The sequence below is a fragment of the Shinella sp. genome, from assembly GCF_035998705.1.
Classification (GTDB): domain Bacteria; phylum Pseudomonadota; class Alphaproteobacteria; order Rhizobiales; family Rhizobiaceae; genus Shinella.
This window is the reverse complement of the sequence record NZ_DASYHH010000008.1, coordinates 469,958-493,749: the sequence shown is the minus strand read 5'-3', so window position 1 is coordinate 493,749 and position 23,792 is coordinate 469,958. Positions and strand designations below refer to the sequence as shown.

Here is a 23,792-nt window from a genome sequence, read left to right as displayed (position 1 = left end):
TTATCGCAGATCGGAAAGCGCTTTGCCAAGTGGGGGAGGGATGGTATGGGGACCGCTCGTTTTCCGGCGCTGCCGGCAAGTAATCAACCGACGACGGACGATCCATCGTGAAGGACAGACACCGCCGGCCGAAGATCGGCTCCGCCGCGCCCGTCAAGGTGCAGGCGCAAAGGGCCTCGGCCCCGAAGAAAGAGCCGCGCCCGGCACCGGAAGCACCCGCGCGCCCGTTGATGCGCCGCGAGGGCGAGAAGCCGGCCGAGCGCCTGCCCGTCATCCTGGAGACCGCGGGCTCCGACCAGTACCGCCTGATCGACAGTGGTACCGGCGAAAAGCTCGAACAATACGGCCCCTACCGCATCGTGCGGCCGGAAGCGCAGGCGCTCTGGCAGCGCAGTCTTCCGGACAGCGTATGGGACAAGGCCGACGCGCTCTTTACCGGCGACACGGAGGAGGACGGCATGGGGCGCTGGAGGTTCCCCAAGGCAGCACTCGGCGAGACCTGGCCGATGAAGCTGCTCGACGTCGATTTCCACGGCCGCTTCACCGCCTTCCGCCATGTCGGCGTCTTTCCGGAACAGCTCGCCCACTGGAGCTGGATGAAGGAGAAGGTCGAGAAAGCCGGCCGGCCGGTGAAGGTGCTGAACCTCTTCGGCTATACCGGCGTCGCCTCGCTGATTGCCGCGAGCGCCGGCGCGGAAGTCACCCATGTCGACGCATCGAAGAAGGCGATCGGCTGGGGGCGGGAAAACCAGGCGCTCGGGCGCATGGAAAAGCTGCCGATCCGCTGGATCTGCGAAGACGCGATGAAGTTCATCCAGCGCGAGGAGCGCCGCGGCAGCAAATACGACATGATCCTGACGGATCCGCCGAAGTTCGGCCGCGGCCCGAACGGCGAGGTCTGGCATCTCTTCGACCACCTGCCGCTGATGCTCGACGTCTGCCGCGAGATCCTCTCCCCCAGGGCGATCGGCCTCGTCCTGACCGCCTATTCGATCCGCGCGAGTTTCTATTCCATCCACGAGCTGATGCGCGAGACGATGCGCGGCGCCGGCGGCACGGTGGAATCCGGCGAACTCGTCATCCGCGAGAGCGGCACGGACGGCAAGATCGACGGCCGCGCGCTCTCCACCTCCCTTTTCAGCCGATGGATCAGCGCATGAGCCACGAACAGCATGGAACGCGCCGCGTCGGGCAGGTGAAGGAGGTCACGAGCCTCGCAAACCCGATCATCAAGGACATCAAGGCGCTCGCCAACAAGAAGGACCGCGACGAAACGCGGAGCTTCATGGCGGAAGGCCTGAAACTCGTCATCGACGCGCTGGAGCTCGGCTTCGAGATCAAGACGCTGGTCTATGCCAAGAACGTCAAGGACAAGCCGCAGGTCGTGCAGGTCGCGTCGAAGACGGTGACACGCGGCGGGCTGGTGCTGGAAGTCAGCGAAAAGGTGCTGTCCTCGATCACAAGACGCGACAATCCGCAGATGGTCGTCGGCATCTTCACCCAGCGCTGGACGAGCCTGCGCGACCTGAAGCCGCAGAGCGGCGAGACCTATATCGCGCTCGACCGGGTGCGCGACCCCGGCAATCTCGGCACGATCATCCGCACGGCGGATGCGGCCGGCGCCAGCGGCGTCATCCTCGTCGGCGAGAGCACCGATCCCTTCTCGATGGAAACCGTGCGGGCGACCATGGGCTCGGTCTTCGCCGTGCCGCTGGTGAAAGCCAGCCCGGCCGATTTCCTCGCCTGGAAGAAGACGGCCGGCGTCCAGGTCGTCGCGACCCATCTGGCCGGCGCCGTCGACTACCGCACCATCGATTACAAGAAGAAACCCGTCGTGCTCCTGATGGGCAACGAGCAATCCGGCCTGCCGGAAGAGCTTGCCCGCGAGGCCGATGCGCTTGCCCGCATCCCGCAGGCCGGCCGCGCCGACTCGCTGAATCTCGCCATTGCCACGGGCGTGATGCTCTTCGAGGCGCGCCGCCATCTGCTGACGCTGGACGCGCGCGCATGAATGAAGAACGCATTCCGCTGATGTCCCGGCCTGTGCCGGTGATTGTCGTCATCGTGCTGGCGCTGCTACTCGACCAGGCGGTGAAATTCGCCGTCGAGGCGTGGTTGCCCTTCCAGGAGGCGGTGCCGGTCGTGCCGATGCTGGCGCTCTACCGCACCTACAATTACGGCGTTGCCTTCTCCATGCTGTCGGGCATGGAGGGCTGGTTCATCGTCACGCTCCGGCTCTTCGTCGTCGGCTTCGTCGTCTGGCTTTGGCGGCAGACGCCCAAGGCGCGCGGCTTCGCCCATGCCGGTTACGCCTTCATCATCGCCGGCGCCTTCGGCAACCTCATCGACCGGGCGCTCTTCGGCTACGTGATCGACTATGTCCTGTTCTATACGGAGACCTGGTCCTTCGCGGTGTTCAACCTCGCCGACAGTTTCATCACCATCGGCGCCGCTTTGGTCATCCTGGACGAGCTCCTGCTGCTGCGCCGCGCGAAACGTTAAAATTCGAACGACTTGCTGAAGCCGATTTGAACGGTCCGTGTGGTAAGCGGTTCCTCATGAGCGAACCCGTCAAGCTACAAGATCGGCTCAAGGCCGAATTTGCCGATGCCCCGCGCCGGTCCGCCGACGCCCGTTCTGATGGGGACGCGGCGCACGATCTTCTTCGGCCGGAGGCCCCCGCACCGCGCGCCGAGCCGGAAAACCACGCGATGATCCGCAGCGTGATCGGCGGTGTCGGCCTGCTCCTGGGCGCGCTGGTGCTGGCGACGGGCATTGCGGCCGGGTTCTATATCGCCGCCATCGGCCTCGGCCTTGCCGGCATTGCGGGTGCTGCCTTCCTCCTCTGGTCGCGCCGTCCGGCGTCCGGCATCGAGGCCGATCGCGACCGCAGCTGGGAGCGCAGCGAGACCTCCGAAATCCTCTCCGCCATCCACGACGTGCTCGGCGACATCGTCGTGATGCGCGCGCTCGACGGCCGCATCCTGCGCGCCAATGCCGTGCTCGGCGAGTTGACCGGCGTCGACGATGTCGAAGGCAGGACCTGCGAGGCGCTCGGCCTCACCTTCCGCTCGCAGGCGATGGCGCATCGCTACGATGTCGATGTGGAGCGCCCGGCGGGCAAGCGCATCTATTCCTGGCACGACGTCACCGTGCGTGATCCGGCCTCCGGCGAACTCGTGGTGCATTCCATCGCCCGCGACGTGACGGAAGAGCGCCGCGCCGAAGGCGAGCGCGAGCGCGCCCGGCTGCGCGCCGAGGAGGCGAGTGCGGCCAAATCCCGCCTGCTCGCCACCGTCAGCCACGAGATCCGCACGCCGCTCTCCGGCATTCTCGGCATGTCGCACCTGATCGGCCAGACGCGGCTGACGGCCGAGCAGAAGAACTATCTCTCGGGCATGCGCCAGTCCGGCCATGCGCTGGTGCAGCTCGTCGACGACCTGCTCGATTTCTCGACCATCGAGGCCGGCCGCTTCCAGCTGCGCCCCTCGGAGGAGCCGGTGCGGCCGATGCTGGAAAGCGTCGTCGAAATGCTCTCGCCGCGCGCGCACGAAAAGGGCATCGAGATCGGCTCCTTCGTCTCGCCGGACGTGCCGGGCCTGATGCTCTACGATGCGCCGCGCCTGCGCCAGGTGCTCTACAATGTCGTCGGCAATGCCGTGAAATTCACCCATACGGGCGGCGTCTCGCTGGAAACCACGATGGATCGCGGTGCCATCGTCATCCGCGTCACCGATAGCGGGCCCGGCATGAACGCGGAAGAACAGGCGCGCATCTTCCAGGAATTCGAACAGACGGGCAGCGCGGCACAGCGCAGCGGCGGCACCGGCCTCGGCCTTGCCATCTCCGCCCGCATCCTCAACGAGGCCGGCGGCGGGCTGACGCTCGAAAGCACGCAGGGCAAGGGCAGCACATTCACCATCCGCATGCCGGGCGATCCGCGCAAGACGGCGGGCAATGGCGGCTCGCGCAAGGGCGTGCTGAAGGGCAGCCTCGTCTTCCTGCTGGCGCCGGCCGGCCCGGCATCGAAGGCGCTGGTGCGCACCATCGATGCCCTGGGCGGCGCTTGCCATCTCGCGACCTCCGTGGACGAAGCGCTCGATCTCGCGCAGGGGCTCGCCGGCCGCAAGGCCGAACTCACCGACATCATCGTCGACAACCGTCTCGCGGGCATCTTCCGCCGTGAACTCGCCGATCTCGGTTATTTCCGCGACAGCCGTGCGCGCCGCATCTATCTCGTCAATCCGGAAGAGCGCAGCGGCAGGGCGATCGGCAATGGCGAAGGCTATGATTCCTGGCTTATCCGGCCGCTGCGCGAGCGCTCGCTGGTCGAGGTGCTGCGCGGCCGCATGAAGGGCATCGAAGTGCGCGACGCGATCAACGACAACCGCCCGATCCTAAAAGAACCACCGCAGCCAGCCTCCGAGCCGACGCCGGCCGCCGCGACGGGTGCGCGCATTCTGCTCGCCGAAGATGACCCGGTGAATGCCATGCTGGTGCGTTCCGTGCTGGAGCGCGCGGGCCATACGGTGCGCCATGTGCACGATTATCCGAGCCTCGTTTCCGCGCTATCCGGCGCCACGGATGCCGGACCCTTCGCGGCCGATCTCCTCGTCACCGACCTCGGCATGCCCGGCGGCGACGGACGGGAGATGATCGCCCGCATCGTCCAGCGCGACTATGGCAATGCCCGCCTGCCGGTCGTCGTATTGACCGCCGACAGCCGCACCGGCCTGCGCGAGGAGCTGCTTTCGGCCGGTGCCGACGCGGTTCTGGCGAAACCTGCCGATCCCGTTGTTCTGATTGCGGAAATCGCCCGGCTTGCGCTGAGCGCGCCCGCTTAACGTCACCGTGCCGCGGCCCGGGTATCTATCCAAGCGGGCCTTACGTCATTATCCTGTTGCAGAATCGTGGTTAAAACCCAGAAGTTTCGCTAACGGATACGCTGCCATGACGCTCGACCTCGCCCAGACCATCACTCCGGCAGAGATCCCGCAGAAGACCGTGACAGTCGCCGGTCGCTCGGGAACGGACATACTCGGCCGCATCGGCAATCTCGAGACGCGCATCGCCCGCTCGGTCACCGAAATCGACGCGGCGCAGGCCGTGCGCTACCGGGTCTTCGCGGAAGAGATGAACGCCAAGCTCTCGCCGGATGCCGTGCGCCGCAAGCGCGATATCGATGCCTGGGACATGGTCTGCGACCACCTTCTCGTGCTCGACACCGCGATCGAGGGCGATGCGGAAGAGCAGATCGTCGGCACCTACCGCCTGCTGCGCCAGGATGTCGCCGCCGTCTCGGGCGGCTTCTATTCCCAGTCGGAGTTCGACGTCGATTCGCTGATCGCCCGTCATCCCGGTAAACGCTTCATGGAGCTCGGCCGCTCCTGCGTGCTGCCCGCCTACCGCACCAAGCGCACGGTGGAGCTGCTCTGGCAGGGCAACTGGGCCTATTCGCTGAGGCATCGCATCGACGTGATGTTCGGCTGCGCCTCGTTCCATGGCACGGTGCCGGAGGAACATGCGCTGGCCCTTTCCTTCCTGCACCACAATGTGCTGGCGAAGGAGGAGTGGAGCGTGCTCGCCCGGCCGGAACTGTTCCGCACCATGGACCTGATGCCGTCGGAAGGCATCGATGCGCGCAAGGCGCTTTCCGCCATGCCGCCGCTGATCAAGGGTTACCTGCGCCTCGGTGCGACGGTCGGCGAGGGCGCCGTCGTCGATCACGGCTTCAACACGACGGACGTGCTGATCGTGCTGCCGATCGGCAAGATTTCCGGCCGCTACCTCAACTACTACGGTGCGGATGCGGGGCGTTTCGCCAGCTAAACAATTTTGATGAAGATCAGCATAGTCTGATTTGCCGCCCGTTCCCGACCTCCGGGACGGGCGGCTTTTTCACGTTCCGGTCAGACGCCGGAATTGTAGGCGGCGAGGGCCGCCATGTTGACGATGTCGGAATCCTTCGCGCCCATCGAGACGATCTGCACCGACTTGTCGAGGCCGACGAGCAGCGGGCCGATGACCATGGCGCCGCCAAGTTCCTGCAGCATCTTGGTCGAGATCGCGGCCGAGTGGAAGGCCGGCATGACGAGCACGTTGCCGGGGCCGGAAAGGCGGCAGAACGGATATTGCTCCATGATGCGGGGGTTGAGCGCCACATCGGCAGCCATCTCGCCGTCATATTCGAAATCGACACGGCGGCGGTCGAGGATCTTGACCGCTTCGCGCACCCGCTCGGAGCGCTCGCCCGAGGGATGGCCGAAGGTCGAATAGGCGAGCATGGCGACGCGCGGCTCGTAGCCGAGGCGCCGCGCAAGGCCGGCCGCTTCTTCGGCGATATCCGCCAGTTCCTCCGAGGAGGGCATGTCGTGCACGGCGGTATCGGCGACCAGCACGGCGCGGCCGCGGCAGAGCGCCAGCGAGGCGCCGATGACCCGGTGGCCGGGCTTGGCGTCGATGCAGCGGCGCACGTCTTCCAGCGCGGTGGAATAGTTGCGGGTCAGACCCGTCACCATGCCGTCCGCATCGCCGAGCGCCACCATGCAGGCCGCAAAGTGGTTGCGGTCGTTGTGGATCAGGCGCTGGGCGTCGCGGAAGAGGAAACCCTTCCGCTGAAGCCGGGCGTAGAGATAGTCGATATAGACGTTGTTGCGCTTCGAGATGCGGGCATTCAGCACCTCGATGCCGGCGCGATCGATGTCGATGCCGGCCCGTTCCGCCGTTTCGCGGATGGTTTCCTCGCGGCCGAGCAGGATGGCGGTGCCGAGCTGCTGGTTGGCGTAGGAAACGGCGGCGCGCATCATCTGCTCTTCTTCGCCCTCGGCGAAGACGACGCGCTTCGGCTGGCGGCGCACCCGGGCATAGATCTGCTGGAGCGTCGAGGCGATCGGGTCGCGGCGGGCGCGAAGATCGCGGGCATAGGCGTCGAGATCCGGAATCTGCTTGCGCGCGACGCCCGTCTCCATCGCCGCCTTGGCGACGGCGACCGGGATCGCCGAGATCAGCCGCGGATCGAACGGTACGGGGATGATGTATTGCGCGCCGAAGCGTGGGCGCACGCCCTGATAGGCGGCCGCCACGTCGTCCGGCACGTCTTCCTTGGCGAGGTGAGCGAGCGCTTCGGCCGCCGCGATCTTCATCGCGTCGTTGATCGTCGAGGCCCGCACGTCGAGCGCGCCGCGGAAGATATAGGGGAAGCCGAGCACGTTGTTGACCTGGTTCGGATAGTCCGAACGGCCGGTCGCGACGATCGCATCGTCACGGATGCGGGCGACCTCTTCCGGGGTGATTTCCGGATCGGGATTGGCCATGGCGAAGATGATCGGCCGCGGCGCCATGGAGCGGATCATCTCTTCCGAAAGCGCGCCCTTGGCCGAAAGGCCGAAGACCACGTCGGCGCCGTCCATCGCCTCGGTCAGCGTGCGGCGGTCGGTCTTCACCGCGTGGGCCGATTTCCACTGGTTCATGCCCTCCTCGCGGCCCTGGAAGATGACGCCCTTGGTGTCGCAGAGGATGACGTTTTCCGGTGAAAAGCCCATCGACTTGATGAGCTCGATGCAGGCGATGGCGGCGGCACCGGCACCATTGCAGACGAGCTTGGTCGTCTTGAAGTCGCGGCCCGTCAGCGCCAGCGCGTTGATCAGGCCGGCGGCGGCGATGATGGCGGTGCCGTGCTGGTCGTCGTGGAAGACGGGAATGTCCATCAGCTCGCGCAGGCGGCTTTCGATGATGAAACAGTCGGGCGCCTTGATGTCCTCGAGGTTGATGCCGCCGAAGGAGGGGCCGAGGTAGCGCACGCAGTTGATGAATTCGTCGACATTTTCCGTGTCGACTTCGAGATCGATCGAATCGACGTCGGCGAAGCGCTTGAAGAGCACGGACTTGCCTTCCATCACCGGCTTGGAGGCGAGTGCGCCCAGATTGCCGAGGCCGAGGATGGCGGTGCCGTTCGAGATCACGGCGACCATGTTGCCGCGCGTCGTATAGTCATAGGCGGTCGAGGGATCGGCGGCGATGGCCTTCACCGGCACCGCGACGCCGGGCGAATAGGCGAGCGAAAGGTCGCGTTGCGTCGCCATCGGCTTGGTCGGCGTGATTTCCAGCTTGCCCGGACGTCCGGACGAGTGGAAATCCAGTGCCTCCTGGTCCGTGACACTTGCCCTCTGGCGATCGGTTTTGTCGGTACCCGGCATGCTCCCCCCTTACACTCCTGTGGGCGATAGACCCATAGCTGCTCACAGCTGTTGTTTTCTATATCGCTGCATGGCTAGGGTGACACCTCTTTTTTAGGAAGAACAGACTCTCCGTGAACGATCAGATCGCGCGCCAGAACGATATCCTGTCGACGGCCGACCTTGCCACCGACCAAAGCCGCGCATCGGCCACGCCGATGATGGAGCAGTATATCGAAATCAAGGCGGCCAACCCCGACAGCGTGCTGTTCTATCGCATGGGCGATTTCTACGAGCTGTTCTTCCAGGACGCCGTGGAAGCATCCCGCGCGCTGGGCATTACGCTGACCAAGCGCGGCCAGCATATGGGGTTCGATATCCCCATGTGCGGCGTGCCGGTCCACGCTGCCGACGACTACCTGCAACGGCTGATCGCACTCGGCTTCCGCGTCGCCGTCTGCGAGCAGGTCGAGGATCCGGCCGAGGCGAAGAAGCGCGGCTCCAAATCCGTCGTGCGGCGCGATGTCGTGCGGCTGGTGACGCCCGGCACGCTGACGGAAGAAAAGCTGCTCTCGCCGTCGGACGCCAATTACCTGATGGCCGTCGCCCGCATCCGTGGCGGAGCGGAGCCCGCCATGGCACTCGCCTGGATCGATATTTCGACCGGCATTTTCCGTCTTTCGGAGACCGCCCAGGGCCAGCTTCTCGCCGATATCCTGCGCATAGATCCGCGCGAGCTGATCGTGCCGGACACGCTGTTCCACGATCCGGAATTCCGGCCTGTATTGGATGTCGTCGGCCGTGTGGCGGTGCCGCAGCCGGCGGTGCTGTTCGACAGTGCGACGGCGGAAGGCCGCATCGCCCGCTATTTCGGCGTCTCGACGCTCGATGGCTTCGGTACGTTTTCACGCGCCGAACTGGCGGCGGCCTCCGCCGCCGTCGCCTATGTGGAAAAGACGCAGATCGCCGAACGCCCGCCGCTCGGCCGGCCGGAGCGCGAGAGCTCCGCCTCCACCCTCTTCATCGACCCCGCCACCCGCGCCAATCTCGAACTGGTGCGCACGCTGTCCGGCGAGCGCAGCGGCACGCTGCTGAAGGCCATCGACCGCACGGTGACGAGCGGCGGTGCGCGGCTGCTTGCCGAACGGCTGATGTCGCCGCTGACCGATCCGGACACGATCAACGCCCGGCTCGATTCGATTGCGACGCTCGCCGGCCGCCCATCCTTTTGCGAGGACCTCCGCTCCACGCTGAAGCGGCTTCCCGACATGCCGCGCGCGCTGTCGCGTATTGCGCTCGGCCGCGGCGGCCCGCGCGATCTCGGCGCGATCCTGCAAGGCCTGTCCACCTCCGCGGAAATCGCCCGGACGATGGCGGTGGAGGAACTCGACGGCGAACTTGCCACCGCCCGCACGGCCGTTGCCGACCTGCCGCTCGATCTCTCGCACCGCCTCGCCGTCATGCTCGCCGACGAACTGCCGCTCTTGAAGCGCGACGGCGGCTTCATCCGCGAGGGGGCGAATGCCGAACTCGACGAGATGCGGGCGCTGCGCGACCAGTCTCGCCGCGTCATCGCCGGGCTCCAGCTGCAATATGCCGAGGAAACGGGCGTCAAGTCGCTGAAGATCAAGCACAACAACGTGCTCGGCTATTTCATCGAGGTTTCAGCCATCAACGCCGCTGCGCTGACCGAGGGCGACGAGGCGAAGGCGCGCTTCATCCACCGCCAGACCATGGCTGGCGCCATGCGCTTCACCACGACGGTGCTGTCCGAGCTGGAAACCAAGATCGCCAACGCCGCCGACCGGGCGCTCGCCATCGAGCTTGCCGCCTTCGACGACCTTGTCGAGGCGGTCGTGGCGGAAGCCGAGCCCATCAAGGCCGCCGCACGGGCGCTCGCGGTGGTCGATGTGTCGGTCGGGCTTGCGGCGCTTGCAGAGGAACAGGCCTATTGCCGGCCGATCGTCGACCGCTCGACCATGTTCGCCATCGTCGGCGGGCGGCATCCGGTCGTCGAACAGGCGCTGCGCCGCCAGCAGGCCGCCGCCTTCGTCGCCAATTCCTGCGATCTCTCGCCGGCGGACGGCAAAGGCCATGGCGCGATCTGGCTGCTCACCGGCCCGAACATGGGCGGTAAGTCGACCTTCCTGCGCCAGAACGCCCTCATCGCCATCCTCGCGCAGATGGGCGCCTATGTGCCCGCCGAAAGCGCGCATATCGGCATCGTCGACCGGCTGTTCTCCCGTGTCGGCGCGTCGGACGATCTCGCCCGCGGCCGCTCCACCTTCATGGTCGAGATGGTCGAGACGGCGGCGATCCTCAACCAGGCGACCGAACGCTCGCTCGTCATTCTCGACGAAATCGGCCGCGGCACCGCGACCTTTGACGGCCTTTCCATTGCCTGGGCCGCCGTCGAGCACCTGCATGAGGCCAACCGCTGCCGCGGGCTTTTCGCCACGCATTTCCATGAATTGACGGTGCTTTCGGAGAAGCTCGGCCGCCTTTCCAACGCCACAATGCGCGTCAAGGAGTGGGACGGCGACGTGATCTTCCTGCACGAGGTCGGCCCCGGGGCTGCGGATCGCTCCTACGGCATCCAGGTGGCGCGGCTCGCCGGCCTGCCGGCCTCGGTGGTGGCGCGTGCAAAAGACGTGCTTGCCAAGCTGGAGGATGCGGACCGCAAGAATCCGGCAAGCCAGCTGATAGATGATCTGCCGCTCTTCCAGGTCGCGGTGCGCCGCGAGGAGGTCCAGCGCAGCGCCGCCCCGTCGAAGGTCGAGGGGCTTGTGAAGGACCTCAACCCGGACGATATGACACCGCGCGAGGCGCTCGATGCGCTCTACGCGCTGAAGAAAGAACTTGGCAATCGCTAGCGTGTAGGATGGCTGTCTTCTCGCGCTGAAAGGGTCTATAGCGCATGCGAACCGAACGGGCGATCGAGGACAAGCGGGACGCAGGCCGGCATCCGATGGAACACAAGCTTTTGGCACCGGCCGATTCCGGCCTTCTCGACGTGCCGGCGTTGCGCGCCAAATGCGAATTCATCGCCAGCACCAATGCCGATTACCGCGATCGCCTGCGCGGCGCGCTGCTCGCCGAGTTCAAGGCGGCCAATGCCGCCGGTCGCGAACGCGCCCGCGAACTGCTCTTTGCCGATGGCAGCGGCCTGCAATGCGCCGCGCGCATTTCCTGGCTGCAGGACCAGCTCATCGCCGTGCTGCACGATTTTGCGCTGAACCACGTCTTCAGCGCCGGCCAGGCGCCGCCCGGTGCCCGCATTACGGTGACGGCCGTCGGCGGTTATGGCCGTGGCACGCTGGCGCCGGGCTCGGATATCGACCTGCTCTTCCTGCTGCCGGCAAAACCGGCGGCCTGGAGCGAGCCGGCCATCGAGTTCATGCTCTACATCCTGTGGGATCTCGGCTTCAAGGTCGGCCACGCGACCCGCAATCTGGAAGAGTGCATCCAGCTCTCCAAGGGCGACATGACCATCCGCACGGCGATCCTCGAGGCGCGCTATATCTGCGGCTCGGTCGCGCTGTTCGAGGAACTCGCGGTGCGCTTCGACCGCGAGATCGTTCGCGGCACCGGCCCGGAATTCATTGCCGCGAAACTTGCCGAGCGCGACGAGCGCCACCGCAAGGCGGGCGACACGCGCTACCTCGTCGAGCCGAACGTCAAGGAAGGCAAGGGCGGGCTTCGCGACCTGCACACGCTGTTCTGGATCGCCAAATATTTCTACCACATCCGCGACCCGGCCGAACTGGTGAAGCTCGGCGTGCTGTCGCGCCAGGAATACAAGCTGTTCCAGAAGGCGGACGATTTTCTCTGGGCCGTGCGCTGCCACATGCACTTCCTGACGGGCAAGGCGGAGGAGCGGCTGTCCTTCGACATCCAGCGCGAAATCGCCGAATGCCTCGGCTACCAGCCGCATCCCGGCCTCTCCGCCGTCGAACGCTTCATGAAGCACTATTTCCTCGTCGCGAAGGATGTCGGCGACCTGACGCGCATCTTCTGCGCCACGCTGGAGGACCAGCAGGCCAAGGAAGCGCCGGGCATTTCCGCCGTCATCAGCCGCTTCACCCGCCGCACCCGCAAGATCGCCGGCACGCTGGATTTTCTCGAAGACCGGGGCCGCATCACCATTGCCGATCCGGATGTGTTCAAGCGCGATCCGGTGAACCTCATCCGGCTCTTCCACATCGCCGATATCAATGGCCTGGAATTCCATCCCGACGCGCTGAAGCAGGTGACGCGCTCGCTGAAGCTGATCAATGCGGCGCTGCGTGAAAACGAGGAAGCGAACCGGCTTTTCCTGTCGATCCTGACCTCGCCGCGCGACCCGGCGCTGATTCTGCGCCGCATGAACGAGGCGGGCGTGCTCGGCCGCTTCATCCCGGAATTCGGCAAGATCGTCGCGATGATGCAGTTCAACATGTATCATCACTACACGGTCGACGAACACCTGATCCGCGCCGTGGGCGTTCTCGCGAATATCGACCAGGGCCGCGAGAAGGACGCCCACCCGCTGAGCTACCAGATCATGCCGGGCATCGAGGACCGCATCCCGCTCTATGTCGCGGTGCTGCTGCACGATATCGCCAAGGGCCGGCCGGAGGACCATTCCGAGGCAGGCGCCAAGGTTGCGCGAAAACTCTGCCCGCGCTTCGGCCTTTCGCCGAAGCAGACGGAGCTTGTCGTCTGGCTGATCGAGGAACATCTCACCATGTCGATGGTCGCCCAGACCCGCGACCTCAACGACCGCAAGACCATCGTCGATTTCGCCGAGAAGGTGCAGTCGATGGAACGGCTGAAGATGCTTCTGGTGCTGACGGTCTGCGATATCCGCGCCGTCGGCCCCGGCGTGTGGAACGGCTGGAAGGGCCAGCTGCTGCGCACGCTGTACTATGAGACCGAACTGCTGATCTCCGGCGGCTTCTCCGAACTGTCGCGCAAGGAGCGCGCCCAGGCGGCGCGCGACATCCTGTTCAACGCGCTGCCCGCCGAATGGAGCCAGAAGGACCGCAAGGCCTCCACCAAGCTGCACTATGACCCCTACCTGCTGACGGTGTCGCTGGAGGATCAGGTGCGCCATGCGGCCTTCATCCGAGAGGCGGACAAGGCCGGGCAGCCGCTCGCCACCATGGTGCGCACGCACTCCTTCCACGCCATCACCGAAATCACCGTGCTCTCGCCCGACCATCCGCGCCTTTTGACGGTGATTGCCGGCGCCTGTGCCGCAGCCGGCGCCAACATCGTCGACGCGCAGATCTTCACCACCTCGGACGGCCGCGCGCTCGACACCATCCTCGTCACCCGCGAATTCCCGAACGACGCGGACGAGACGCGACGCGCCGGCACGATCGGCCGGATGATCGAGGACGTGCTGTCCGGCCGCAAGCGCCTGCCGGAAGTCATCGCCACGCGGACCAAGAGCCGCAAGCGCAACCGCACCTTCACCGTGTCGCCGGCCGTCACCATCTCCAACACGCTGTCGAACAAGTTCACCGTCATCGAGATCGAGTGCCTCGACCGTCCGGGCCTGCTCTCCGAGGTGACGGCGGTGCTTTCCGACCTCTCGCTCGACATCGCCTCGGCGCATATCACCACCTTCGGCGAGAAGGTCATCGACACCTTCTACGTCACCGACCTGGTTGGCCAGAAGGTCACCAATGACAACCGGCATGCCAATGTCGCCGCGCGGCTGAAGGCCGTGATGGCCGACGAGGCGGATGAAGTGCGCGATCGCATGCCGCCCGGCATGATCGCGCCCGCCGCCGCGGCCACGCCGAAAAGGATCAGGGCAGAACAATGAGTCTCGTCAGGAAATTCGCGACCGTGGGCGGCGCGACGCTCGGCAGCCGCGTGCTCGGTTTCGCCCGTGAAACGCTGATGGCGGCCGCATTGGGCACCGGGCCGATGGCCGATGCCTTCTACGCCGCCTTCCGCTTCCCGAACCTGTTTCGCCGGCTCTTCGCCGAGGGCGCCTTCAACGCCGCCTTCGTGCCGCTCTTCGCCAAGGAGATCGAGGCCGGCGGCATCGAGGGCGCCAAGCGCTTCTCCGAAGAAGTTTTCGGCGTGCTGTTCTCCGTGCTGCTTTTGCTGACCATCGCGATGGAGCTCCTGATGCCGCTCATCGTCGCCTGGGTTATCGCACCGGGTTTCGTCGGCGACGCGGAAAAATTCGACGTCACGGTCAAGCTTGCCGTCGTCATGTTCCCCTATCTCATGTGTATGTCGCTGACGGCGATGCTGTCGGGCATGCTGAACTCGCTGCACCACTATTTCGCCGCCGCCGTGGCGCCCGTCTTCCTCAATGTCATGCTGATCGGCGCGCTGGGGCTCGCGCTCTGGCAGGGCGCCTCGCCGCTTGATACGGCGTGGTATCTCTCCTGGGGCGTGCTGGGCGCGGGCCTCCTTCAGATGGCCGTGCTCTATGCCGGTGTGCGTCACGCCGGCATCAGGATCGGCTTTCGCCGCCCCCGCATGACGCCCAACGTCAAGCGCCTGCTGTGGCTCGCCTTTCCCGCGGCGGTAACGGGCGGCATCACCCAGATCAACCAGATCATCGGCCAGATGATCGCCTCCACCAAGGATGGCGCGATCTCCGTGCTGCAATATGCCGACCGCGTCTACCAGCTGCCCCTCGGCGTCGTCGGCATCGCCGTCGGCGTGGTGCTGCTGCCGGAACTGGCGCGCGCGCTGAAGGGCGGGCAGGAGCGCGAGGCGGGTAACCTGCAGAACCGCTCGATGGAATTCGTGCTGTTCCTGACGCTGCCGGCCGCCGGCGCCATCTGGGTGATTTCCGACGAGATCGTGCGCGTGCTCTACGAGCGCGGCGCCTTCGGCACCGAGACGACGGCGATCGTGGCGGGTACGCTCGCCATCTACGGCCTCGGCCTGCCGGGCTTCGTGATGATCAAGGCGCTGAACCCCGGCTTCTTCGCCCGCGAGGACACCAAGACGCCGATGCGCATCACGCTGTTTTCGGTCGTGCTCAACTGCATCCTCGCCGTCACGCTCTTTCCGCTGTTCCACGAGCGCGGCATCGCCACCGCGGAAGCCGTCTCCGGCTGGGTGACCGCGCTGCTGCTCTTCGTGACGCTGGTGCGCCGCGGCCACTGGCCGCTGGAAAAGGCGCTCGCCTGGCGCATCGCGCGGCTGCTGATCGCCACCGTCGTCATGGCGGTCGCGCTCAACTACGCCTCGCTCTATCTCGCCGACCGCCTTGCGCCGGCCTCGCCGCTCTACGAGCAGGTTTCGGCGCTCGGCCTGCTCGTGGTCTTTGCCATGGTGGTCTATTTCTCGGTCGCCTTCCTGATCGGCGGCGCGGATCTCGGCATGCTTCGGCGCAATCTCAAGCGCAAGGCGAAAGCCGCACCGCCGGAAGAAAGCTCGCCGGAATAATCAGCGCACGGCGAGCCGCGCCCGTTTCGTGAGCCGCGCGAGCCCGCCGCAATAGTGCCAGCTGCGCCGCGGTCCCACGTCGACATGGACGATGCCGTTGCAATAGGTGCCGATGCCGCCGATGGCCGGCGCCGACCGTGCGGCGGCGATGATCCGTTTCACGGAGACACCGGGGACGCGGATATCGGCGGCGAGGCACTTGCGATGATAGGAGCCGCGGCGCCCGTTCGAACGGTGGCCTGACGTGACGAGCGGCCGTCGTCCGACCTGGCGGGCGATATGGGATAGAACCGCTCTCAGCTTGCCTGGAAAACATCGGTGCCGCACGCGCGTGGTCTGGACCGTGTAGATCTTCGCCACGCTCCCCTTGTCGTTTCGCAGGACATGTTTCTGGATGCGGCTGGCCAGGGTCTCGGTCGCGAAGATCGATGTCAGCGCGACCACGCAGGCAAGCAGAATGGAACCGTTCTTTTGCACGGTGCTCTCCCCGTTTTGCGCCCCTTCGTCACAAAACGGCCGGTCGGGACCGGCCTCCCCTCAAATCCCCGCAGGGACAGAACGACCGGAACATGTCTTTTATAAGGACTTTCTGATGAGCGCGGGCGCGCGGCTTTCCCCCTCTTGATCCATGCCGCGGTGGCGTGCATAAGCGCCACCAGATCAGCAACAGGATCAGGCCCTCCACCCGCCTGAAGGAACACCGTCATGAGCGCATTCAAGCCTCTCGTCTTCTCCGGCGTCCAGCCGACCGGCAATCTCCACCTCGGCAACTATCTTGGCGCGATCCGCAAGTTCGTGGCGCTGCAGGCCGATAACGACTGCATCTACTGCGTCGTCGACCTGCATGCGCTGACGGCGCAGCTCGTGCATGAGGACATGCGCGGCCAGATCCGCTCGATCGCCGCCGCCTTCATCGCGTCCGGCATCGACCCGACGAAGCACATCGTCTTCAACCAGTCGGCCGTGCCGCAGCATTCCGAACTCGCCTGGATCTTCAACTGCGTGGCGCGCATCGGCTGGATGGAGCGCATGACGCAGTTCAAGGACAAGACCGGCGGCAAGAATGCCGAACAGGTCTCGCTCGGCCTGCTCGCCTATCCGAGCCTGATGGCCGCCGACATCCTCGTCTACCGCGCCACTCATGTGCCTGTCGGCGACGACCAGAAGCAGCACCTGGAACTGACTCGCGACATCGCCCAAAAGTTCAACATCGACTTCGGCGACCATATCCGCCGGGCCGGCACCGGTGTCGACACCCTCGTCGGCGACGAGCCGGTGCACGCCTATTTCCCGATGGTCGAGCCCCTGATCGGTGGCCCCGCGCCCCGCGTCATGAGCCTGCGCGACGGCACGAAGAAGATGTCGAAGTCGGATGCCTCCGATCTCTCGCGCATCAACCTCACCGACGATGCCGACACGATCACCAAGAAGGTCCGCAAGGCGAAGACCGACCCGGACGCGCTTCCAAGCGAGGTCGAAGGCCTGAAGGGCCGCCCGGAGGCGGACAACCTCGTCGGCATCTATGCCGCGCTCTCCGACAAGAGCAAGGCGGACGTGCTTGCCGAGTATGGCGGCCAGCAGTTTTCCGTTTTCAAGCCGGCGCTCATCGATCTCTCGGTCGCCGTGCTCTCGCCGATCACCGACGAGATGCGCCGCCTGATGGACGACACGACCCATATCGACGGCATCCTGCGCGATGGCGGCGAACGGGCCCGTGCGCGCGCCGAAAAGACGATGAAGGAAGTTCGCGACATCATCGGTTTTGTGCAGTAAGGTCGCCCTGAAACGTCGTGAAGCAATTCCAGCAAAAGTGTGAAGCGGTTTTGCGTCCGGAATTGCGTAGGAATCAAAGAATAGGGGCCGCATGGTTTCTCGACGACTTTCCCGCCTTGAAGGCCACCGCCGGAAGTTTCTGGCGGTCATCGACGACACGCCGGAATGCCAGCGCGCCGTCCACTATGCGGGAAGCCGGGCGAAGAATTCCAATGGCGGCGTGGTCCTGCTCTATGTGATCGCCAACGGCGACTTCCAGCAATGGCTGGGTGTCGAGGAGATCATGCGGGCGGAAGCGCGCGAGGAAGCGGAATCTGTCCTCACCAAGGCGGCGCAGGCGCTGCGCGAATCGATCGGCATCGAGCCGGAAATGGTTATTCGCGAGGGTGTCGCGAGCGAAGCCATCAACGGGCTGATCGAGGAGGACCGCGACATAGCGATCCTCGTTCTGGCCGCAGGATCCGCCAAGGAAGGGCCGGGGCCGCTGGTCTCGTCGCTGGCAAGCCGCGGACAGGCTTTCCCGATCCCGGTAACGGTCATCCCGGACCAGCTTTCCGACGAGGAACTGGACGCTTTGAGCTGATCCTTTGGTCTTGAAGAGTGGCGTGGAAACGCCTATCTTCTTTTGAACCATTCTAAGTATTCTGGCCGACCGAAGTGCCTGGCCGCACGGAGAGAAAGATGTTCATCCAGACCGAAGCGACGCCGAACCCGTCGACCCTGAAGTTTCTGCCGGGCAAGGTGGTGCTGGAGAGCGGCACGGCCGAGTTCCGCGACGAGACGGAAGCGCGCGCCGCGTCGCCGCTTGCCGCCCGGCTGTTCGGCGTTCCGGGCGTCAAGGGCGTGTTCCTCGGCTATGATTTCATCACCGTCACCAAGGACGACGCCGACTGGCAGCATATGAAGCCGGCCATCCTCGGCAACATCATGGAACATTTCATGTCCGGCCAGCCGGTCGTGGCGAGCGGCGCGCTCGGTGCCAGCGATGATCCGGAAGAGGGCGAGTTCTTCGAGGCGGGCGACGAGACGATCGTCGCGACGATCAAGGAACTGCTCGACACCCGCGTGCGCCCGGCCGTGGCGCAGGATGGCGGCGACATCACCTTCAAGGGCTTCCGCGATGGCGTCGTCTACCTCAACATGAAGGGTGCCTGCTCGGGTTGCCCGTCATCGACGGCGACGTTGAAGCACGGCGTGCAGAACCTTCTCCGCCATTTCGTACCGGAAGTGCAGGAAGTTGAAGCCGTCATGTAAGGCCTGCCCCGCGAATCCTGGATGCCCGGCATGATCGTTCTGGCGATCGATACGGCGGGCACCGGTTGTTACGCGGCGCTTTATCATTCCGATGAGGACAGGATCCTCGGCGCCGCCGGCGCCGATATCGGCCGCGGCCATGCCGAGCGGCTGATGGATTTCGTCGATACGACGCTCGATGCCGCCGGCATCACCTTGCAGGACATCGACCGGATCGCAGTCACCGTCGGCCCCGGCTCCTTCACCGGCATCCGCGTCGGTGTCGCCGCCGCGCGCGGCCTGGCGCTGGCGCTCGGCGTGCCTGCGGTCGGCGTCTCGACCCTTGCGGCGCTTGCCGCCGACCGGGGAGCGGGAACGCCCCTGCTGGTCGCGATGGATGCCAAGCGCGACGAGGTCTACTGGCAAGCCTTCGCCGCCGACGGCGCCGCGCTGTCGCCGCCGTCGATCGCCTCCGTGGAGGAGGCGCGTCGCCTGGCGGTCGGCCATGACGGCGCGATTGTCGGCTCCGCCGCCGCCCTGCTGCGCGACGGCGCCGAGCAGGGGACCGACAGCGTGTCCATCGCCACCGTTGCCCGGCTCGGCGCCCGTCTCGACCCGGCGGAACACCTGCCGAAGCCACTTTATCTGCGCGGTCCCGATGCCAAGCCGCAGGCGGGCTTCGCGATCCGGAGGGCGTGAGCCATGGCGCTCACCGACTATTTCACCCGCAAGCCTGCCTTCGATATCTTTCCGCTGGAAACGGCCGATGCCGGCCTTGCCGCGGTGCTGCACCGCGCCCGGTTTTCCCAGCCGTGGAATGATGGCGAGTTCCATTCCCTGCTGTCGCAGGAGCCGGTCTTCGGCTTCCTGGCGCTGAAGGAAGGCGCGCTCGGCCGCGTGGCCGGAGGCTTCGTGCTGGTGCGCGCCACGGCCGGCGAGGCGGAAATCCTGACCATCGGCGTCGACCAGCGCTTCGAGCGCGCCGGGCTCGGCTGGCGGCTGATGCAGGCGGCGCTGCGCGAGGCGAAGATGCGCGGCGCGGAGGATATTTTCCTGGAGGTCGACGAGGGCAATGTCGCTGCCCGCGGGCTCTATGCCAAGCTCGGCTTCGCCAAGGTCGGCGAGCGCAAGGCCTATTATGCCGCGGCCGATGGCCGCCGGTCCACGGCGCTTGTCTTGCGGCGCGATCTTCGCTAGTTCCCGTATCGACGGCTGAACGAACGAGGGCGGGTCCGATGACGGAAGTCGAGAAATCGCTGGAAGACCTTTGTGTCGAGCGCGGCATGCGCATGACCGAGCAGCGCCGCGTCATCGCGCGCGTGCTCGAGGGCTCGGCCGACCATCCGGATGTGGAAGAGCTGTATCGCCGCTCGTCCGCGGTCGATGCACGCATCTCCATCTCGACCGTCTACCGCACGGTGAAGCTGTTCGAGGATGCCGGCATCATCGAGCGGCATGATTTTCGTGATGGCCGCTCGCGCTACGAGACGGTGCCGGACGAACACCACGACCACCTGATCGACCTCAAGAATGGCCAGGTGATCGAGTTCCATTCGCCGGAAATCGAGGCCTTGCAGGAGCGCATCGCGCGCGAGCACGGTTTCCGCCTCGTCGATCACCGCCTGGAACTCTACGGCGTTCCTCTCAAGGAGGGCGAGTGAGGCGAGCCCTAACCACTCGTCCCGGGTCGCTTCGTTCCGTGCCGCTGCACCCCCCTCTGCCCTGCCGGGCATCTCCCCCTCAAGGGGGGAGATCGGCAAGGCGCCAGAACCTCGACAAACCTGAATCGTTCAAGATGCGTGGAACGCTGCTCCACGCAATCTCCCCCCTTGAGGGGGAGATGCCCGGCAGGGCAGAGAGGGGTAGCCGTCTTGCGCCAGGCGAGATTTTCGTCCACCCGCCGGTGATCCTTTGATCACCTGGCTCCGCCTCGCCATCGCGCTTGTCACCCTTGTCGTGGTCACGCTGGTCCTGCTGCCGATCCAGCTCGTCGGCCTGCGCTTCAACCTGAAGATCCGCCGCCGCATCCCGCGCCTCTGGCATCGCGTCGCCTGCCGTGTGCTCGGTCTGAAGGTCCGGGTTCATGGTGTGATGGAGCCCAGCCGTCCGCTGCTGATCGCCGCAAACCACGCCTCGTGGAAGGACATCATGGTGCTCGGTTCGGTCGCCGACGTCGTCTATATCGCGAAAGCCGAAGTGCGCGACTGGCCGGTCTTCGGCGTGCTCGCGCGCCTTCAGGCGACGATCTTCGTCGAGCGCGAGCAGCGCCAGAAGACCGGCGACCAGGTGAACGAGATCGCCCGCCGCCTGACGGATGGCGAAATCGTCGTGCTCTTCCCGGAGGGCACGACTTCGGACGGCAATCGGCTGATGGAGATCAAGACCTCGCTGTTCGGCGCCGCCGCCTCCGCCGTGCCCCATGCACCCGATGGCGTCGTGCATATCCAGCCCGTCTCCATCGCCTATACCGGCGTGCACGGCATGGCGATGGGCCGCTTCCACCGGCCGCTCGCCGCCTGGCCGGGCGATATCGAGCTCCTGCCGCATCTGCTCGGCGTGGCGCGGGAAGGCGCGGTGGACGTCGATGTCGATTTCGGCGAGCGCGTCGACTACACACGCGCAAGCAACCGCAAGCAGGTCAGCCGCGACGTCGAGGCGCGCATCCGCTCCATGCTGGGCGCGCGCCTGCGTGGTCGCTAACGGGGCTTCATTTTCCGGGCTTTTTGCCCTATGGAAGCGGCCATGAGCGAACAAACCCTTTCCCCGCCTGTCATGAGCAACACCCGCAAGGTCTTCGTGAAGACCTATGGCTGTCAGATGAACGTCTATGACAGCGAGCGCATGACGGATGCGCTCTCGAAGGACGGCTACGAGGCGACGGACGTGCTGGAGGAGGCGGACCTCATCCTCCTCAACACCTGTCATATCCGCGAGAAGGCGGCGGAAAAGGTCTATTCCGAGCTCGGCCGCCTGCGCGACATGAAGAAGGCGCGCGCCAAGGACGGCCGCGAGATGGTGATCGGCGTCACCGGCTGCGTCGCCCAGGCCGAGGGCAAGGAAATCCTGCGCCGCGCGCCCGCCGTCGATCTCGTCATCGGGCCGCAGACCTATCACCGCCTGCCGGACGCGCTACGCCGCGCCAAGGGCGGCGAACGCGTCGTCGAGACGGATTATGCGATCGAGGACAAGTTCGAGCACCTGCCGGCACCGGAAAAGGCCAAGACCCGCGCCCGCGGCGTCACCGCCTTCCTCACCGTGCAGGAGGGCTGCGACAAGTTCTGTACCTTCTGCGTGGTGCCCTATACGCGCGGCTCCGAAGTCTCCCGCCCCGTTTCGCAGATCGTCGCGGAAGCCGAACGGCTGGTGGATGGCGGCGTGCGCGAAATCACGCTGCTCGGCCAGAACGTCAATGCCTGGCACGGCCTCGGCCCGGACGGCGCTGAATGGGGGCTTGGCGACCTGCTCTATCGCCTCGCCGAAATCGAGGGCCTCGCGCGCCTGCGCTATACGACCAGCCACCCGCGCGACATGGATGACCGCCTCGTCGAGGCGCACCGCGACCTGCCGAAGCTGATGCCCTACCTGCATCTGCCGGTGCAGTCCGGCTCCGACCGCATCCTCAAAGCCATGAACCGGCGGCACACGGCGGCCGAATACATCGCCCTCATCGAACGCATCCGCGCCATCCAGCCGGAGCTTGCGATCTCGGGCGATTTCATCGTCGGCTTCCCCGGCGAGACCGACCAGGACTTCGAAGACACGATGCGCCTCATCGAGACGGTCGGTTATGCACAGGCATTTTCGTTCAAATATTCGATCCGTCCCGGCACGCCGGGTGCGGAGATGGACGGGCATGTCGCGGAGGATGTGAAGTCGGAACGCCTTGAAAGATTGCAGGCTTTGCTGTTTCGCCAGCAACGCGAATTCGCGCGCACCTGCATCGGCAAGGAGATCGACCTGCTCCTGGAGAAGCCCGGACGCATGCCCGGACAGCTCGTCGGCCGGTCGCCCTGGCTGCAGCCTGTGAATGTTGATGCAAAAGCGTCGGAAATCGGTGACATTATCAGGGTACGAATCACGGATGCCGGCCCCAACAGCCTCTTCGCCGAAGCGATCGAGGTGACGGGCTTAACCGCAAGGAGCACGACCGCTTGAACGGACACGAGTTGATGACGTCATCGCCGCGCCAGTCGAAGACCCAGACCGACGCCAATCACTTCGTGCTGACTTTCGAGAACAACCGATACGCAAGCGAGCTCTTCGGCCAGTTCGACCAGCATCTCAAGCTCATCGAGCAGCGCCTCGGCATCGATGCCCGCGCCCGCGGCAATTCCGTCTCGATCTCCGGCGACGTGGTGGCGACCAGCCAGGCCCGCCGCGCGCTCGATTACCTCTACGGACGCCTGCAAGGCGGCGGTTCGATCGAGCTTTCCGATGTCGAAGGCGCGATCCGCATGGCGATCGCAGCCGACGACCAGCTTTCGCTGCCCACCATGGAGCGCAAGGCCAAGCTGACCATGGCGCAGATTTCCACCCGCAAGAAGACGATCGCCGCCCGCACGCCGATGCAGGATGCCTATATCCGCGCGCTGGAGCGGTCGGAGCTGGTCTTCGGCGTCGGCCCGGCCGGCACCGGCAAGACCTATCTCGCCGTGGCGCATGCCGCCCAGCTTCTGGAGCGCGGCGCCGTCGACCGCATCGTCCTCTCCCGTCCGGCCGTCGAAGCCGGCGAGCGCCTCGGCTTCCTGCCTGGCGACATGAAGGAGAAGGTCGATCCGTATCTGAGGCCGCTCTACGACGCGCTCTACGACATGATGCCGGGCGACAAGGTCGAGCGCGCCATCACCGCCGGCGTCATCGAAATCGCGCCGCTCGCCTTCATGCGCGGCCGCACGCTCGCCAATGCAGCGGTCATCCTCGACGAGGCGCAGAACACGACCGCGATGCAGATGAAGATGTTCCTGACGCGTCTCGGCGAAAACGGCCGCATGATCGTCACCGGCGATCCGAGCCAGGTCGACCTGCCGCGCGGCGTCAAGTCCGGCCTCGTCGAGGCCCTGCAGATCCTCAAGGATGTCGAGGGTGTCTCGGTTGTCCGCTTCAAGGATGCCGATGTCGTGCGCCATCCGATGGTCGCGCGCATCGTCCGGGCCTATGAAGCCCAGACGGCCGTGCACGACGAAAGCGAGCAGATGGACCGCTGAG

At 65.7% G+C, this 23,792-nt stretch carries 19 protein-coding genes; 17 read left to right on the top strand and 2 right to left on the bottom strand.

Annotation, left to right across the window (positions count from 1 at the left end; genetic code table 11):
- Positions 1-107: 107 nt before the first annotated feature.
- The 5 genes from VGN93_RS05345 (at position 108) to VGN93_RS05325 (ending at position 5,829) form a co-directional block, all read left to right on the top strand.
- Entirely contained in the window at positions 108-1,160 is a 1,053-nt protein-coding gene (locus tag VGN93_RS05345; RefSeq protein ID WP_327506633.1) for a class I SAM-dependent rRNA methyltransferase, read from the top strand.
- Positions 1,157-2,011: an RNA methyltransferase gene (locus tag VGN93_RS05340; protein WP_327506632.1), complete on the top strand. Its 855-nt coding sequence runs from the start codon at positions 1,157-1,159 to the stop codon at positions 2,009-2,011. Before VGN93_RS05345 ends, VGN93_RS05340 begins: the two co-directional genes overlap by 4 nt.
- Positions 2,008-2,502 carry a signal peptidase II gene (gene lspA / locus VGN93_RS05335; protein WP_327506631.1) on the top strand — a complete coding sequence of 165 codons (495 nt, stop codon included), beginning with the start codon at positions 2,008-2,010 and terminating at the stop codon, positions 2,500-2,502. Before VGN93_RS05340 ends, lspA begins: the two co-directional genes overlap by 4 nt.
- A gap of 56 nt (positions 2,503-2,558) precedes the next feature.
- Positions 2,559-4,844: a hybrid sensor histidine kinase/response regulator gene (locus VGN93_RS05330; protein ID WP_327506630.1), complete on the top strand. Its 2,286-nt coding sequence runs from the start codon at positions 2,559-2,561 to the stop codon at positions 4,842-4,844.
- A gap of 106 nt (positions 4,845-4,950) precedes the next feature.
- On the top strand, positions 4,951-5,829 hold the full coding sequence (locus VGN93_RS05325) for a GNAT family N-acetyltransferase (protein ID WP_327506629.1): 879 nt from the start codon (positions 4,951-4,953) through the stop codon (positions 5,827-5,829).
- An 80-nt stretch (positions 5,830-5,909) separates the two neighbouring features.
- On the opposite strand, the gene VGN93_RS05320 is transcribed toward VGN93_RS05325, so the two are convergent.
- On the bottom strand, positions 5,910-8,195 hold the full coding sequence (locus tag VGN93_RS05320) for an NADP-dependent malic enzyme (RefSeq protein WP_327506628.1): 2,286 nt from the start codon (positions 8,193-8,195) through the stop codon (positions 5,910-5,912).
- Positions 8,196-8,308: 113 nt separating this feature from the next.
- Here VGN93_RS05320 and mutS point away from each other — a divergent pair, with 113 nt between their 5' ends.
- From mutS to murJ, 3 genes are all read left to right on the top strand, one after another.
- A complete protein-coding gene (mutS, locus tag VGN93_RS05315) occupies positions 8,309-11,047 on the top strand; it encodes a DNA mismatch repair protein MutS (protein WP_327506627.1) in 2,739 nt (912 codons plus the stop codon).
- Positions 11,048-11,142: 95 nt separating this feature from the next.
- The gene (locus VGN93_RS05310; protein ID WP_319323822.1) at positions 11,143-13,989 is read left to right on the top strand and encodes a [protein-PII] uridylyltransferase; all 2,847 of its coding nucleotides are present in this window, start codon (positions 11,143-11,145) and stop codon (positions 13,987-13,989) included.
- A complete protein-coding gene (gene murJ, locus VGN93_RS05305; RefSeq protein ID WP_327506626.1) occupies positions 13,986-15,581 on the top strand; it encodes a murein biosynthesis integral membrane protein MurJ in 1,596 nt (531 codons plus the stop codon). The genes VGN93_RS05310 and murJ overlap by 4 nt, the downstream gene beginning before the upstream one ends.
- Here murJ and VGN93_RS05300 read toward each other — a convergent pair whose 3' ends face one another.
- On the bottom strand, positions 15,582-16,058 hold the full coding sequence (locus VGN93_RS05300) for a YcbK family protein (protein WP_319323794.1): 477 nt from the start codon (positions 16,056-16,058) through the stop codon (positions 15,582-15,584).
- A gap of 228 nt (positions 16,059-16,286) precedes the next feature.
- On the opposite strand from VGN93_RS05300, the gene trpS reads away from it, so the two are divergent.
- The 9 genes from trpS (at position 16,287) to VGN93_RS05255 (ending at position 23,791) form a co-directional block, all read left to right on the top strand.
- Positions 16,287-17,354 (top strand): tryptophan--tRNA ligase, encoded by a 1,068-nt coding sequence (gene trpS / locus VGN93_RS05295; protein WP_319323795.1) that lies wholly within the window; start codon positions 16,287-16,289, stop codon positions 17,352-17,354.
- A 91-nt stretch (positions 17,355-17,445) separates the two neighbouring features.
- A complete protein-coding gene (locus VGN93_RS05290; protein ID WP_256118076.1) occupies positions 17,446-17,937 on the top strand; it encodes a universal stress protein in 492 nt (163 codons plus the stop codon).
- A gap of 98 nt (positions 17,938-18,035) precedes the next feature.
- A complete protein-coding gene (locus VGN93_RS05285; RefSeq protein WP_256118075.1) occupies positions 18,036-18,608 on the top strand; it encodes a NifU family protein in 573 nt (190 codons plus the stop codon).
- Between the two features lie 30 nt (positions 18,609-18,638).
- Positions 18,639-19,286, top strand: a complete 648-nt coding sequence (gene tsaB / locus VGN93_RS05280; RefSeq protein WP_327506625.1) for a tRNA (adenosine(37)-N6)-threonylcarbamoyltransferase complex dimerization subunit type 1 TsaB — start codon at positions 18,639-18,641, stop codon at positions 19,284-19,286.
- A gap of 3 nt (positions 19,287-19,289) precedes the next feature.
- On the top strand, positions 19,290-19,784 hold the full coding sequence (locus tag VGN93_RS05275; RefSeq protein WP_256118071.1) for a GNAT family N-acetyltransferase: 495 nt from the start codon (positions 19,290-19,292) through the stop codon (positions 19,782-19,784).
- 38 nt (positions 19,785-19,822) lie between these two features.
- Positions 19,823-20,248, top strand: a complete 426-nt coding sequence (locus VGN93_RS05270; protein ID WP_319323798.1) for a Fur family transcriptional regulator — start codon at positions 19,823-19,825, stop codon at positions 20,246-20,248.
- Positions 20,249-20,498: 250 nt separating this feature from the next.
- Positions 20,499-21,287 (top strand): lysophospholipid acyltransferase family protein, encoded by a 789-nt coding sequence (locus VGN93_RS05265; RefSeq protein WP_327506624.1) that lies wholly within the window; start codon positions 20,499-20,501, stop codon positions 21,285-21,287.
- Between the two features lie 42 nt (positions 21,288-21,329).
- Positions 21,330-22,742, top strand: a complete 1,413-nt coding sequence (gene miaB / locus VGN93_RS05260; RefSeq protein ID WP_327506623.1) for a tRNA (N6-isopentenyl adenosine(37)-C2)-methylthiotransferase MiaB — start codon at positions 21,330-21,332, stop codon at positions 22,740-22,742.
- Positions 22,739-23,791, top strand: coding sequence for a PhoH family protein (locus VGN93_RS05255; protein WP_319323801.1), 1,053 nt, complete (start codon positions 22,739-22,741; stop codon positions 23,789-23,791). The genes miaB and VGN93_RS05255 overlap by 4 nt, the downstream gene beginning before the upstream one ends.
- Position 23,792 lies beyond the last annotated feature (1 nt).